This window comes from Ramlibacter sp. G4-7 (assembly GCF_057784995.1).
Genome location: NZ_JBYNTT010000020.1, coordinates 71,787 through 85,890, shown reverse-complemented (window position 1 = coordinate 85,890; position 14,104 = coordinate 71,787). Strand labels below are relative to the sequence as shown.

Annotated in this window: 13 protein-coding genes and 1 tRNA gene; 4 read left to right on the top strand and 10 right to left on the bottom strand. The window is 70.5% G+C overall.

The genetic code is table 11. The features are described 5' to 3' along the window. Positions 1-160 precede the first annotated feature (160 nt). The 3 genes from AC3EGR_RS22270 to AC3EGR_RS22260 form a co-directional block, all read right to left on the bottom strand. Positions 161-235: transfer RNA gene (locus tag AC3EGR_RS22270), tRNA-Val, on the bottom strand. 424 nt (positions 236-659) lie between these two features. Continuing rightward, on the bottom strand, positions 660-2,864 hold the full coding sequence (locus AC3EGR_RS22265) for a RelA/SpoT family protein (RefSeq protein WP_488548718.1): 2,205 nt from the start codon (positions 2,862-2,864) through the stop codon (positions 660-662). Continuing rightward, positions 2,836-3,774: an alpha/beta fold hydrolase gene (locus tag AC3EGR_RS22260; RefSeq protein ID WP_488548717.1), complete on the bottom strand. Its 939-nt coding sequence runs from the start codon at positions 3,772-3,774 to the stop codon at positions 2,836-2,838. The genes AC3EGR_RS22265 and AC3EGR_RS22260 overlap by 29 nt, the downstream gene beginning before the upstream one ends. A 77-nt stretch (positions 3,775-3,851) precedes the next feature. Between AC3EGR_RS22260 and AC3EGR_RS22255 the strand changes: the two genes are divergently transcribed. Then, positions 3,852-4,622: a 3-hydroxybutyrate dehydrogenase gene (locus AC3EGR_RS22255; protein WP_488548716.1), complete on the top strand. Its 771-nt coding sequence runs from the start codon at positions 3,852-3,854 to the stop codon at positions 4,620-4,622. A 66-nt stretch (positions 4,623-4,688) separates the two neighbouring features. On the opposite strand, the gene AC3EGR_RS22250 is transcribed toward AC3EGR_RS22255, so the two are convergent. The 4 genes from AC3EGR_RS22250 to AC3EGR_RS22235 all read right to left on the bottom strand — a co-directional run bounded on the left by AC3EGR_RS22250 (position 4,689) and on the right by AC3EGR_RS22235 (position 7,531). After that, positions 4,689-5,507, bottom strand: coding sequence for a metallophosphoesterase family protein (locus tag AC3EGR_RS22250; RefSeq protein WP_488548715.1), 819 nt, complete (start codon positions 5,505-5,507; stop codon positions 4,689-4,691). After that, positions 5,504-6,487, bottom strand: a complete 984-nt coding sequence (locus AC3EGR_RS22245; protein WP_488548714.1) for a diacylglycerol/lipid kinase family protein — start codon at positions 6,485-6,487, stop codon at positions 5,504-5,506. The genes AC3EGR_RS22250 and AC3EGR_RS22245 overlap by 4 nt, the downstream gene beginning before the upstream one ends. A 66-nt stretch (positions 6,488-6,553) precedes the next feature. Then, positions 6,554-7,258: an SIMPL domain-containing protein gene (locus AC3EGR_RS22240; RefSeq protein ID WP_488548713.1), complete on the bottom strand. Its 705-nt coding sequence runs from the start codon at positions 7,256-7,258 to the stop codon at positions 6,554-6,556. Between the two features lie 21 nt (positions 7,259-7,279). Beyond that, a complete protein-coding gene (locus AC3EGR_RS22235; RefSeq protein ID WP_488548712.1) occupies positions 7,280-7,531 on the bottom strand; it encodes a hypothetical protein in 252 nt (83 codons plus the stop codon). Positions 7,532-7,697: 166 nt separating this feature from the next. Here AC3EGR_RS22235 and ompR point away from each other — a divergent pair, with 166 nt between their 5' ends. Together ompR and AC3EGR_RS22225 are read left to right on the top strand one after the other, a co-directional pair. Beyond that, positions 7,698-8,429, top strand: a complete 732-nt coding sequence (gene ompR, locus AC3EGR_RS22230) for an osmolarity response regulator transcription factor OmpR (protein WP_187076032.1) — start codon at positions 7,698-7,700, stop codon at positions 8,427-8,429. 126 nt (positions 8,430-8,555) lie between these two features. Beyond that, positions 8,556-10,022 carry a sensor histidine kinase gene (locus tag AC3EGR_RS22225; RefSeq protein ID WP_488548711.1) on the top strand — a complete coding sequence of 489 codons (1,467 nt, stop codon included), beginning with the start codon at positions 8,556-8,558 and terminating at the stop codon, positions 10,020-10,022. A 33-nt stretch (positions 10,023-10,055) separates the two neighbouring features. On the opposite strand, the gene AC3EGR_RS22220 is transcribed toward AC3EGR_RS22225, so the two are convergent. After that, positions 10,056-10,769, bottom strand: coding sequence for a Crp/Fnr family transcriptional regulator (locus AC3EGR_RS22220; protein WP_488548710.1), 714 nt, complete (start codon positions 10,767-10,769; stop codon positions 10,056-10,058). Between the two features lie 95 nt (positions 10,770-10,864). Here AC3EGR_RS22220 and AC3EGR_RS22215 point away from each other — a divergent pair, with 95 nt between their 5' ends. Continuing rightward, positions 10,865-12,718: an adenylate/guanylate cyclase domain-containing protein gene (locus AC3EGR_RS22215; protein ID WP_488548709.1), complete on the top strand. Its 1,854-nt coding sequence runs from the start codon at positions 10,865-10,867 to the stop codon at positions 12,716-12,718. Between the two features lie 7 nt (positions 12,719-12,725). Here AC3EGR_RS22215 and ispF read toward each other — a convergent pair whose 3' ends face one another. Next, positions 12,726-13,202: a 2-C-methyl-D-erythritol 2,4-cyclodiphosphate synthase gene (gene ispF / locus AC3EGR_RS22210; protein ID WP_488548708.1), complete on the bottom strand. Its 477-nt coding sequence runs from the start codon at positions 13,200-13,202 to the stop codon at positions 12,726-12,728. Between the two features lie 82 nt (positions 13,203-13,284). Then, positions 13,285-13,983, bottom strand: coding sequence for a 2-C-methyl-D-erythritol 4-phosphate cytidylyltransferase (gene ispD, locus AC3EGR_RS22205; RefSeq protein WP_488548707.1), 699 nt, complete (start codon positions 13,981-13,983; stop codon positions 13,285-13,287). Positions 13,984-14,104: the final 121 nt, after the last annotated feature.

The following is a 14,104-nucleotide window of genomic DNA, read 5'->3' as shown; positions in this document are numbered from 1 at the left end:
CGGTGGCGGCGGCGGCGGCGGCGGCGGCGGCGGCGGCGGCGGTGGCGGCGGCGGTGGCGGTGGCGGTGGCGGTGGCGGTGGCGGTGGCGGCAAGTGACCTTGCGTTGGCGCCACAAAGCAAAAGCCCGCTCCCTTTCGGGAGCGGGCTTGCACGATTTGTTGGTGGGCCGTGGAGAGATCGAATCTCCGACATCCTCCACGTCAAAGAGGCGCTCTACCGCTGAGCTAACGGCCCATCACAGCCACGAAGTATAGCAAAAGCGGATGCGCCCTCGTTCACAGCGGCCCCCAGGGCTTCTTCCTTCGCTGCTCGTGCGGCAGGCTGGCGCGCAGTTCGCGGGCGGCCCTGCGGGCCAGCCACAAGCCCTCGAGCTGTTCCGGAGACTCGCGCAGCCAGACCCGGTAATTCGTCCGGCGCGCAGCGCCCACCTGGAGGCAGACGTCCCAATGGAAGGGGGCGGGCGGGGATTCCGGGGCCGTCCCGCTGCTGGAGGCCACGATCGTTGCGCCCGCGCGGATGCGGCGAGCCAGTGTCGCCCCCGAACTCGCATGGACCGCGGCGTCCGTGCCGTCGCGCCGCTGCGGCCTGCTCTCCACCTGTATGGCGAGCTCGCAGGCCAGCAGGAGCAGGTCAGCCGAGGACGGGCACTCGGCCACTGCTAGCGCCGCCGCGCCGACCGGACGCCCTTGACCTCGTCGACGGTGCCCAGCACCTTCGCGAGCTTGTGCGAGTCGGCGATCTCCACGGTGAAGGTCATCCAGGCCGTGCCCTTGACCGTCTGCGACTGCACGCCGATCACGTTCATCTTCTCCTTGGCGAAGACCTCCGAGATGTCGCGCAGCAGCCCTTGCCGGTCCACGGCCTCGATGGCCACGTCCACCGGGTACACCGCCGACTCGCCCCGGGACCTGCCCCATTCCACCTCGATCACGCGCTCGGGGCTGCGCGCGACGATCTCGCGGAAGCTGGAGCAGTCCTTGCGGTGGATGCTCACGCCCTTGCCGCGCGTGACAAAGCCGCTGATCGCGTCCGGCGGCGCGGGCTTGCAGCACTTGGCCAGCTGCGTCATCAGCGAGTCCACGCCCACCACCAGCACGCCGCCCTTGGTGGATCGCGCGGGCGTGGCGCGCAGCTTCTTCGTCAGCACCTCGTCCTCGCTGGGCGGGGGTGCGTGCGGCTGCAGCAGCTGCTCGATGTTGCGCAGGGAGAATTCGTCCTTGCCGACGACGAAGAACAGGTCCTCGGCGGACTTGAATCCGAGCTGGGACGCCAGCTCCTCCAGCTTGATCGCGGTCTTGCCCTTGTGCTGCAGCAGGCGCTCGACCAGTTCGCGCCCGCGGCCCTCGGTCTCGTGCCGCAGCCGCTCGTTGAACCAGGCGCGCACCTTGGCCCGCGCGCGGTGGCTGGCGATGAAGCCCAGCTCCGGGTTGAGCCAGTCGCGCGAGGGCCCGCCCTCCTTGGCGGCCACGATCTCCACCGTCTGCCCGTTCTTCAGCGGCGTGTTCAGCGGCACCATCGCGCCGTCCACGCGCGCGCCGCGGCAGCGGTGGCCCAGGCTGGTGTGCAGCGTGTAGGCGAAGTCCACCGGCGTGGCGCCCTGGGGCAGCTCGATGATCGCGGCCTGCGGCGTGAGCACGTAGATCCGGTCCTCGAACAGCCCTTCGACCGAGCCCGCGAGGTCGCGTTCCCAGGCCAGCAGCTGGCGCAGCACGGCGATCTTGGTGTCGTACACCGCGCTGGCGCTCACGCCCGCATAGCCCTTCTGCCCGGCCTCCTTGTAGGCCCAGTGCGCCGCCACGCCGTGTTCGGCATGCTCGTGCATCGTCTGGGTGCGGATCTGGATCTCGATCGGCCGGCCGGCGGTGTCCCGCACCACGGTGTGCAGCGACTGGTAGCCGTTGGGCTTGGGCCGGCCGATGTAGTCGTCGAACTCCTCGATGATCGGCGAGAAGCGCGCGTGCACCCAGGCCAGGGCCTCGTAGCAGTCCTTCACCTCGGGCACGATCACGCGCAGCGCGCGCACGTCCAGCACCTGCTCGAAGTCCAGCGACTTGCCGCGCATCTTCTTCACGATGCTGTAGATGTGCTTGGGGCGCCCGTGCACCTGCGCGCGGATGCCTTGCGCCCTGAGCTCGCTTTCGAGCTGGCTGCGCAGCTGCTCCACGTATTGCTCGCGCTCGACCCGCTTTTCGTCCAGCCAGCGCGCGACCCGCTTGTAGGTCTCCGGCTCCAGGAAGCGGAACGCGAGGTCTTCCATCTCCCACTTGACCTGCCAGATCCCCAGCCGGTTGGCCAGCGGGGCGAACACCTGCAACGCCTCGCGCGCGACCGCCGGCGGCACCGCCTGCTTGGTCGCCGCGAAGTAGCGCAGCGTCTGCAGCCGCGAGGCCAGCCGCAGCATGACCACGCGCAGGTCGCGCGAGAACGCCAGCAGCATCTTGCGCACGTTCTCGGTCTGCACGCGCCGGTCGTCCTGCACCGGCAGCGTGTCGTCCGCGTCGCGCGCCTGGCGCTGCACCACCACCAGCTTGGTGGTCTCGGCGGCCAGCGCCGCATAGCTCTCGCCGAAGGCCTTGGCGATCACCTCCTGCGGCTTGTTCAGGTGCGCCCAGGCATACACCAGGTAGCTCGCCGCCTGCATGGCCTCCGAGCCGCCCATGGACTTGAGGATGCCCGCGACGGCATCGGCGTGCGCCAGCGTGTTCTCGCCGGTCTCCAGCGTCTCGCCCGCGATCAGCGGCTCGGCGAAGGCGCGCGCGCGCGCCAGGGCATTGGCCTGTTGCGGCAAGGTCTGTTCGACGGCGGCGACGAGTTCCGGCACCGCCGTGGCCGCGTCACCCTGTTCCGCTGCGTGGCTTTTCATCGGGAACGGATTCGGTGGCGAGCAGGAAGGAGGTCACCGCCTCCACCTGCTCCGGTGCGATGAGCGTGGGCGCATGGCCCACGCCCGGGAATTCGACCAGGCGCGGCTTCGGGCCGCGCCGCTGCATCTCTTGCGCCGTGGCGCGCGACAGCAGGTCGGAGCTGGCTCCGCGCAGCAGCAGCGTTTCGGCGCGGATGGCGTCGTAGATCTGCCAGAGCATCGCCTGCCCGGCCTCGGCGTCCTTCTCCTGCAACGCCCGGAAAGGCACGGCGATCGCCGGGTCGTAGTGCAAGGTGAAGCCTCCGTCCGGCAAGGGCCTGACCATGGGCTGCGACAACGCCAGCCACTGCTGCGGCGTGTGCGGGCCGAAGCTTTGCGAGATCGCCCACATGGCGTCCGCGGCCTGCTGCACCGATGCGAAGTGCCCCGTGTTGCCGATGTAGCTGCCGATGCGCTGCAAGGCGCCCCACTCGATCACCGGCCCCACGTCGTTGAGCACGAGCCGGCGCACGGGCACCGGCGGCCGCGGCGTCGCCGCCACCGCCATGCCGATCAGTCCGCCCATGCTCGTTCCCACCCAGTCCAGGGTGGTGACGGGTCCCGCCGCCTGCAAGTGCTGCAGCAGCTGCAGCATGTCGGCGGCATAGGCGGGCCACGCATACCCCATGGGGTCGGCCAGCCAGTCGCTGCGCCCGCGGCCCACCACGTCGGGGCACACGACACGCACCGGCACCGGACTGGCCTGCACCAGCGCCTGCGCCAGCACGTCGAAGTCGCGTCCCTGGCGCGTCAGGCCGTGCACGCAGACAATGGCGTGCGGCGCATCCTCGGCGCCCCAGAGCCAATAGGCCATGCGGTGGCCGCCGGCGGGATCCTGGCAGGTGACGTGGTGGAGGCGGGGGACGGTCATGGGGATTGCGCGCGCGTGGGCCGGGCGATTACGCTCGGGGGGTTTCACGTCATCCTAAATCATCCCGGAGAGAGAACATGCTGAAAGGCAAGACCGCCCTCGTCACAGGCTCCACCAGCGGCATCGGCCTCGGCATCGCCAAGTGCCTGGCACGCCAGGGCGCCAACATCGTGCTCAACGGCTTCGGCGATGCCGAGGGGCCGAAGTCCGAAGTGGCCGCGCTGGGCGTGAAGGTGGGCTACCACGCCGCCGACATGAGCAAGCCGGCGGACATCGAGGCGATGATGCATTACGCGGCCGAGACCGTCGGCCGCGTCGACATCCTCGTGAACAACGCGGGCATCCAGCACGTCGCCAAGCTGGAGGATTTCCCGCCCGAGCGCTGGGACGCGATCATCGCGATCAACCTGTCGAGCGCCTTCCACACCACCCGCCTGGCGCTGCCGGCGATGCGCAAGGCGAACTGGGGCCGCATCATCAACGTCGCGTCGGTGCACGGCCTCGTCGGCTCCGCCGAGAAGTCGGCCTACGTCGCCGCCAAGCACGGCATCGTCGGCCTGACCAAGGTGACCGCGCTGGAGACGGCGCCCACGGGCATCACCTGCAACGCGATCTGCCCCGGCTGGGTGCTGACGCCCCTGGTGCAGAAGCAGGTGGACGCCAAGGCCGCGGCGCTGGGGATCTCCAACGAGGAGGCCAAGAAGCAGCTGCTGGCGGAAAAGGAACCGTCGCTGCAGTTCACCACGCCGGAGGAACTGGGCGAGCTGGCGGTGTTCTTCTGCTCCGATGCCGGCAGGAACGTGCGCGGCGTCGCGTGGACCATGGACGGCGGCTGGGTGGCGCAGTAAGGCTCGGCGCCGATCGCTGCGGTTCGCGCTTCGCCCCCACCGTGAGCGAAGCGAACCCCACCGCCCTCAGTCGCCCAGCTTCAGCTCGTATGGATGCGTGAGCTCGAAGCGGTCGTCCGCCAGGTCGTAGTCCCAGCGCTCCACGCAGGCCTTGCGCGCATCGCCGTTCGCGGGCGGATTCCAGCGCAGCACGTTCACCGAGTTCGGCGTGCCGTGGCGCACGCGGTGCGACAGCGCGGTGCCGGCCTGGACGCAATACAGCGGCCGCGGCGTGCCGGTGTCCGCCCGCGTGCACAGGTCGCTCACATACGGCAGGTGGATGTGTCCGCCCAGCACCAGGTCCGCGCCCGCGCGCGCCCAGGCCTGCACCGCCGCCTCGCCGCCGTGCAGCCGGTCCTTCTCGTCCTCGGGCCGCATCACGCAGGCGGGCTGGTGCGTGACGACCACGCGCAGCTGCTCGCGGCGCGCCCCGTGCAGGCGCTTGACCACCCGGTTGATCTGCGCGGCCGACACTTCGCCGTCCTTGTGCCGCTCGGGGCGCGTCGTGTTGACGCCGATCACGAGCACGTCGCCGAATTCCAGCTCCGGCTCCAGCTCGTCCCCGAAGCAGGCCTTGTAGCCCGCGTAAGGCGAAAACAGGCGCGCGGCGACGTTGTAGAGCGGGATGTCGTGGTTGCCGGGCAGGGTCAGCAGGCGTTGGACGCCCAGCGAATCGCAGAAAGCCCGCGCGGCCGCGAACTGGGCGCCGCGCGCGCGCTGCGTGATGTCGCCGCTGAGGATGACCGCGTCGGGCTCCTGCGCGCGCGCCAGCGCCAGCAGGGCCTTGACCACGGCCGGCTCCTCGGTGCCGAAATGGGTGTCGGAGATGTGCAGCAGGACGGTCATTGCGGCGGCAGCCTTTCCTGCGCCGGCGGCAGCATCACCTGCAGCGGCCGGGGCGCCACCGTGAAGCGCACCGGCAGCTGCATCCACTGCACCTCGCCGTCCGTGGCCACCTTGATGCGCTTCGCATGGCGGGCGCCCACCGTCAGGGAGCGCAGCGCGAAGCTGTCGACCACGTACTCATCGCCGAGCTTGCCCACGGCCGCGGCGAGCAGCATCCGCAACTTGGTCCAGGTACCCAGCGGTTTCACGATGATGCAGGCGAGCCGTCCCTCGCCCACCTGCTCCACCACCTCGTCGGCAATGCCCACGCGCTGCAGCTGCACGCGGTTGTTGCAGACGAACACGCTGGCCGTGCGCAGGTGGCGCAGCTCGCCATCCATCTCGACATCGAGCGACAGCCTCAGGCGCCAGTCGATCAGGCTCTTCAGGCCCGCCAGCATGGCGATCCAGCGGCGGCGCCCCAGCTTCTGCTTGACCGTCTCGCGGTCGGCCAGCAGCTGGGGGTACAGGCCCAGCGAGGCATTCACGAGGAAGATGCGCTGGTTGGCCCAGCCGACCTGCACCGGTTCCGGTGCGCCGCGCAGCAGCGCGCGCGTCGCCTCCGCGGCGTCCAGGGGCAGCCCGAGCTGGCGTGCGAAGAGGTTGAAGGTGCCTTGCGGGATCAGCCCGAGGGCGCAGTCCTGGCCCAATGCGGCCTGCGCCGCGCAGTTCGTGGTGCCGTCCCCGCCCGCTGCAACCAGGATGCCGCCATGTTCGTGCGCGAGCCGGGCGGCTTCCTGGCAGGCGGCGACGATTTCGCCGCGTTGGATCGGCACGAAGCGGTGACGCTGGCCGGCGGCCAGCAGTTCCGCCTCGATCGTCTTGCGGACCGCGTCTTTTTCAGCGGAACCGGAGCCCTGGTTCATCACGATGAACCACTCGGGTGTGGGGCGCGGCGCCGCCGCCGGTGCCTGCGCGGGTTCGGACAGGAGAGTGGACATGCGCGCCAGCTTAGCGGCCGCCCGCCGCTGGCCCTGTCGGACTGAACCGTGTAGGGCGCGGTATTCCTAGCGCAGCTGGACGGAGCCCGACACGGTCACGGTCACGACACTCTTGCCCGGTTCGACCGGCACGGCTGCTTCCATGGACGCCACCTTGGCGTCCTGGGCGGCCATGCGCATGCGCGGCATGAAGCCGGGCTCGTTGGTGTTCACCGAGACCTCGCGCAGTGTGTAGCCGCCGAAGCCGAAGGCCTTCGCCAGGTCCCCGGCCTTCGCCTTGAAGCGGTCGATCGCCTGCGCCTGCGCGTCGGTCTCCACCCTGGCGCGTTGCTCCCGGCTCAGCCCGAAGCTGACGCCGGCCAGCGTCAGCGTCTGGATGCGCCCGGCCGTCTGCGTGATGCGCGCGAAGTCGCGGCCTTCCAGGATCAGTTCCGCCGTGCCGGTCCAGCCGCTGATGCGGCCCTCGCGGTTGTTGCGCGGGTAGATGGCGAAGTTGCCGGTGCGCACGTCCAGCTGGCCGGGTTGCGCAGTGCGCTTGGCTTCCGCAAGTGCGGCGTCCAGCGCGGTGCGCAACTGCGACTGCACCTGGGCGGGATCGGTGCCGTCGCGGGCGGTGCTCAGCGTGATCTGCAGCAGGTCCTGCTGCACTTCGACGGTGCCGGTCGTCTGCAGCTGCAGCACGTTCTGCGGCGAGGGCAGGACCTGGGCCGGGGCGGCCAGGGCGGCGGCGGCCAGCGCGCATCCGGCCAGCATCGTTGTGCTTCTTTTCATGGTTCCTTTCTTCTGGGGGCGTCAGCGGCGCCGCTGCGGCTGCTGCGGCGGCGCCGGCTGCTGCTGCACGGGCGCGGGTCGCTGGTACTCCTGCAGCTGCCGGCGCAGTTCGGCCCGCTCCACCGGACTGAGCCGCCGCGGCAAGGCGTCGCCATCGCGATCGTATTGCCGCAGCGCCTGGCGCAGGTCGGGGATGTGCAAGTCGGGGTTCGGCGGGGGTGCTGCGGAGGCCGCGACCCCTGCGAGGGCGAGCGCGGCAGCGAGGTACTTCATGAGGAGTAAGAACGGCCGGGCAGTACCGGCGTTCACCCCGGTTTCTGTCAAGGGACTACGGTCGAGGCAACATTTGTAACACGGGGAAAAAGCCCGGGGGAAAACCCGGAAACCGGCACTTTCGCCTACAGAATCGGCGCTGTTACAAATAGGCTTCTGGAGGCCCATGACACAAGCTGCAGCACGGACCGACAAGATCCTGGTGGTGGACGACGACGCGCGCATCCGCGATCTCCTGCGCCGCTACCTGACCCAGGAAGGCTTCGAAGTGATCCTGGCCGAGGACGGCAAGGCACTGAACCGGCTGATGCTGCGCGAGACAGCGGATCTGATCGTCCTCGACCTGATGATGCCCGGCGAAGACGGGCTGTCGATCTGCCGCCGCCTTCGCGCCGCCAACGACCGCACCCCCATCATCATGCTCACCGCCAAGGGCGAGGACGTGGACCGCATCGTCGGCCTGGAGGTCGGCGCCGACGACTACCTGGGCAAGCCCTTCAATCCGCGCGAGTTGCTGGCCCGCGTGCACGCGGTGCTGCGCCGCCGTCCCGCGCAGGAAGCGCCCGGCGCGCCCTCCTCCGAGAACGAGGTGGTCAGCTTCGGCCCCTTCGCCTTCGACCTGGGCGCGCGCACGCTGCGCAAGAACGGCGAGGAGCTGCCCCTGACCACCGGCGAATTCGCCATGCTCAAGGCCCTGGTGCGCCATCCCCGCCAGCCGCTGTCGCGCGAGAAGCTGGCCCAGCTCGCCCGCGGCCGCGAATTCGAGCCCTTCGACCGCAGCCTGGACGTGCAGGTCTCGCGCCTGCGCAAGCTGATCGAGGCCGACCCCGCTTCCCCGCGCTACATCCAGACCGTCTGGGGCGTGGGCTACGTGTTCGTGCCGGACGGCGCGGGTTGATCTGTCGCCGCACCGCGTCGCGCCGCATGACAAAACGACCGCGCTGCGCTCCAATGACGAGATGACCAAGCAGGACCCGTCATTCCGTCACGCCCGGCGCGGCCCGCGTCATCCCTCGCTCCCGTCATGAGCCGTTCCGTCATGACCCCGCTCGAACAGACCAGTCCCGCCCCTCTCGAAACCGCCCCGGCCCCGCTGGAGATGCGGCCCCGGTTGGGGCTGTCGCTGTTCTGGCGCACCTTCTTCCTGCTGTCGCTGCTGCTGATCGGCTCCATCGTCGCCTGGCTGCAGACCTTCCGGCAGCTGGAGTTCGAGCCGCGCGCGGTGCAGACCGCGCAGCAGATCGCCTCGCTGGTGAACCTCAGCCGTGCCGCCCTGGTCCATGCGGACCCGATCGCGCGCGTGTCGCTGATCAAGACCCTGGCCGACCAGGAAGGCGTGCGCATCCTGCCGCGCGAGCCCAAGGACCGCTACGCGCCGCTGGCCGGCAGCGCCATGGACCGGCGCATCGTCGACGAGCTGGTCACCCGGCTGGGCAGCGGCACGCTGATGGCGAGTTCCGTCAACGGCGACGAGGGGCTGTGGATCGGTTTCAAGATCGATCGCGACGACTACTGGATGCTGCTGGACCGCACCAAGTTCTCCCAGGTGGGTGGCAGGACCTGGCTGGTCTGGCTGATCACGGCGGCGGCGCTGTCGCTGGCCGGCGCGGCGGTGATCGCGCGGCTGATCAACCGTCCGCTCAAGCAGCTGTCCTTCGCGGCGAGCCGGGTGCGTGACGGCGACTTCGATGCGAGCCGCCTCGACGAGAAGGCGGTCACCAGCGAGATCCGCGAGGTGAACATCGGCTTCAACCGCATGGCGCAGCAGCTCGCCAAGATCGAGCAGGACCGCGCCGTGATGCTGGCCGGCATCTCGCACGACCTGCGCACGCCGCTGGCACGCCTGCGCCTGGAAACCGAGATGAGCGTGGTGGATCCGGATGCGCGCGAGCACATGGCCGCGGACATCGACCAGCTCGACGCGATCATCGACAAGTTCCTGGACTACGCCCGCCCCGACCACGCGGAGCTCAAGCCGGTCGTGCTCAACGACGTGATCGAGGCCTGCATGTACGCCATCGAGGACCACGGCGACATCAAGGTCAACGTCGACATGCCCCGGAACCTGCAGGTGCTGGCCGACGAGGTCGAACTGGCCCGGGTCGTGTCCAACCTGCTGGAGAACGCGCGCCGCTACGGCAAGACGCCCGAGACCGGCGTGGCGCTGGTGGACATCGCCGCCCGCGCGCGCAACGAGTGGGTGCTGCTCAAGGTGCGCGACCACGGCATGGGCGTGGCGCCCGACGCCCTGCCCAACCTCGTGAAGCCCTTCTTCCGCGGCGACGCGGCGCGCACGGCGGCCACCGGCGCCGGCCTGGGCCTGGCGATCGTCGACAAGACGGTGCAGCGCATGGGCGGCATCTTCGCGCTGGCCAACACCACTTCCGGCGGGCTGGCCGCGCACATCAAGCTGCAGCGGCCGCGCATGATGCCGCCGGTGCCGGGCGGCGGGCGGCCCGAGCCGGAAGAGAACGCGGCGACGGCCGCCTGAAAGCTGCGCAGCCGGCGCTGCGCACGCGTCACCTCAGCGCACCTGGCGCAACTCCGGCGCGAGCGACGCGGGCATCGTGTCGAGCTTGTGCTGCAGCTGGTGCACGTCGGTGATCAGCCGCTCGGCGATCAGCTCCGAGACGTGGAAGGCGAACTTCGGATTCTCGAAGTACAGCTCCTTGAAGGAATCGCCCCGGATCGCCATCACCAGGCAGTCCGTGACGCAGCGCCCGGTGAGCGTGCGGGTGCGGTCCGGCGCGAAGAAGGAGATCTCGCCGAACAGCTCGCCGCGCGGCTGCCGGGTGCCGATCTCCACCCATTCCAGCTCCCCTTCGATCAGCAGGAACAGCGCGTCCGCCGGGTCGCCCTGGCGGAAGACGATGGTGCCCGCCCGCAGCCGCTTGGCCCGCATGTAGGGCTTGAGCCAGAGGCCGGAGAGGTCCTTGCGCCGCACGGACTCCTCGACGCGCCGGGTCACGCGCATGATCTCCGCCAGCCGCACGCAGTTGACCGGCACCAGGATCAGGTAGAGCAACACCAGCGGCCCGTGCGGCGCCGTGATGGCGCCGGCGAGCAGGAACACGTTGCTGATGACGGTGATCACGCGCAGGCGCACCATGGTGCGCATCAGGCTGGCGACGATCACCAGCGCCGTGCCGACCAGCGTGAGGACGACGGTCGCGATGCCGCGAAGGGTCTCGAGGGGCCGCGTCAGATCGGCGACCACGTCAGCGAGCAGTTCGACCATGCGACGCTTATAAGCCGCCTGCCGCGACTGTCAAGAGTTGAAAAGGGCAAGCCACGCGCTTGCGCGCGGCGAGGCTTCGTTGCAATCTCCCGGGGATGGAACCGGCAGCCAGCACGCTCCAGCACCGCCTGCTCGCGATCCTGCAGGCGGATGCGGTGGGCTACTCGCGGCTGATGTCCGAGGACGACGTCGGCACGCTGGCCGCGCTGGAAGCGGCGCGCGCCCTCTTCCGCCAGAGCGCCCGGGACCATGGCGGCCGGGTGGTCGACACCGCCGGCGACTCGGTGGTCGCCGCGTTCGACACCGCCACCGGGGCGGTCCAGGCGGCGGCCCAGGTGCAGGCGCGGGTGGCGGCGGACGCCGCTTCGCCGGGCCAGCGGCCCCTGGCCTTCCGGGTCGGCATCCACCTCGGCGACGTCATCATCCAGCCGGACGGCACGCTCTATGGCGAGGGGGTGAACGTGGCGGCCCGCCTGCAGGCCCTGGCCGAGACCGGCGGCATCCTGGTGTCCGATGCGGTGCGCGCAGCGGTGCGGCCCGAGATCGCCGTGCGCCTCGCCGACCGGGGCGAACACACGATGAAGAACATCGAGCGTCCGGTGCGCGCCTACGCCATGGACGGGAGCGCAGCGCCTGCAGCGGCGCCCGCGCCGTCAACAGCATCGGCGGCGTCAACAGCATCGGCGGCGTCAGCAGCGCCGGCGGCGGCAACCGCGGCCGGCGCGTTCTCCACGGCGCGCGAGGTCCAGGGCTTCGGCGGGCGGCCCGCGCTGGCCGTCCTCCCCTTCGACAACCTCAGCACCGATCCCGAGCAAGGGCACCTGGCCGACGGCATCGCCGAAGACATCCTCACCCGGCTGGCCCTGGCCCGCTGGCTGCCGGTGATCGGCCGCAACTCCTCCTTCGCCTACCGCGGGGCCAACGTGGACCTGAAGAAGGCGGGTGCGGAGCTCGGCGCGCGCTACCTGCTCGAAGGCAGCATCCGCAAGGCCGGCGACCGCGTGCGCATCACCGCGCAGCTGATCGACGCCACCACGGCCCACCACGTCTGGGCCCAGCGCTACGACCGGGTGCTCACCGACATCTTCGCGGTGCAGGACGAGATCGTCGACGCCATCCTCGACGCGCTCGAAGCGGCGGTGGACACGGCGGAGATCAGCCGCGTGCACGCCTGCCGCAGCTGCGCGCTCGGTGCCTGGGAGCTGCACCACGAAGCGCTCTGGCACCTCGGCCACCTGGACAGGCAGTCCTTCGAGCACGCGATCGACCTGTTCCTGCAGTCGGCGCAGCAGGATCCCTCCTTCGCCCCGCCGCTGGCCATGGCGGCGACGGCGAACTTCTTCCGTGCCTTGCTCGGCTGGCGGCCGCTGGCCGAATGCTTCGAGGACAGCAGGCGCATGGCGCGCGATGCGCTGCAGCGCGATCCCGAACACCCCGCCGCCCTGGCCATCTCCGCGGCCGATGCCGTCCTCGGCGGGCGGCACGCGGTGGCGCGCAAGCTGGCCGACAAGGCCGTCGCCATCAATCCCAGCTATGCCCATGGCCGCTATGTCCTCGGCTGGATCCTCCTGCTGGACGGTGACCCGGCCGCCGCGGCCGCCCAGGTGGAGACGGCCTTGCGCCTGAACCCGCACGACGTGCTCGCGCCCATGATGCTGGGCACCTTGTCCGCCTCGCACTACATCAAAGGCGACCTGGCCGCCGCCCGGGAAACAGCCCTGCTGGGGATCGACAAGTCGCCCGGCTTTCCCATGAACCACCGCTCGTATGCCAGCGCCTGCGGCATGCTGGGCCTGCTGGAGGAAGGGCGCGCCGCGCTGGACCGCTTCCTGGCGCTGTCGCCGCACTACAGCGAGGAACTGGCGCGCCGCACCATGCCGTTCCGGTTGCCGCAGGACGGTGCGCGCTACCTCGAGGGCCTGCACCGGTTGGGCTGGCCGCCCGCCTGAGTCCGGCTCAGGCCGTCAGGAGCACGACCGCCCGCGCCTCGATGCTCTGGCCCATGCCGACGGGCCCCAGCTTCTCCGCGGTCTTGGCCTTGACGTTCACCTGCGCCGGCGCGAGCTCCAGCGCCTGCGCGATGCCCGCGCGCATGGCGTCGATGTGCGACGCCAGCCTGGGCGCCTGCGCGACGATCGTGCTGTCGATGTTGGCGATGGACCAGCCTTCCTTGCGCACGCGCGCCGCCGCTTCGCGCAGCAGCGCCAGCGAATCGGCGCCGCGGAAGCGTTCGTCCGTGTCGGGAAAGTGGCGGCCGATGTCGCCCAGGCCGGCCGCACCGAACAGCGCATCGGTGATCGCATGCAGCAGCGCGTCCGCATCCGAATGCCCCAGCAGCCCGCGCTCGAAGGGGATCTCGACGCCGCCCAGGACGAGCTTGCGGCCGGGCACCAGCGCGTGCGTGTCCCAGCCCTCGCCGATGCGCAGCTTCACCACCAGTGCCCGCCCGGCCGCCCGCAGGGTGCCTGCGCCCGTCCGGGGGGCAGCGCCCACACGCAGTGCGCAGCGTGGGGGCTCACCGTCCCCGGCCGCGCAGCACGGCCTCCGCCATGGCGAAGTCCTCGGGGTAGGTCACCTTGAAGTTCTGGCCGCCGGCTTCCACCAGCAGCGGCTTCAGGCCCATGGACTCGATGGCGCTGGACTCGTCGGTGACATTGTCGCCGGCGCCTTCGAGGGCCTGGCGCAGCATGCCGATGCGGAACATCTGCGGCGTCTGCGCCTGCCACTTGTCGCCGCGGTTGATGGTCGAAGCGACGCGGCCGTTCTCGGCGATCTTGAGCGTGTCCGCCAGCGGATGGGCCAGCAGGCCACCCACCTCGTCGCCGCTGCAGGCGTCGATCAGCCGGTCGATCAGTGCCGGCGTGATGAGGCAGCGCGCCGCATCGTGCACCAGCACCCAGTCGTTGTCCGTGGCCCCGGTGCGGCGCAGCTCGCGCAGGCCGTTGGCGACGCTCGCGGCCCGCGTGGCGCCGCCGCACTGCACCACCAGCGCCGAAGTCGTCGGGTTGCGTTCGAAGAAGCCGTCGCCCGGTGCGACGACCACGAGGGTGCGCGCGATGCGCTTGACGCCGGCGAAGGCGGACAGCGTGTGCCACACCATCGGCTGGCCGCCGACGCGCTCGTATTGCTTGGGCCCGGCGGTGCCGGCCCGGCTGCCGTTTCCGGCGCAGGGGATCAGTGCGAAATAACGGGAGGGGGTCGTGTTCGCGTTCATGGCCGTCGATCCATTCTATGCCCGCATCCGCGGCCACCGCCATGAGGAGTTTTGTGTTCTCCTGACGGGGCAGCCTGCGGGCCACGGGGACATCGTGGGTGGGGTAATATCTTCCCGCACC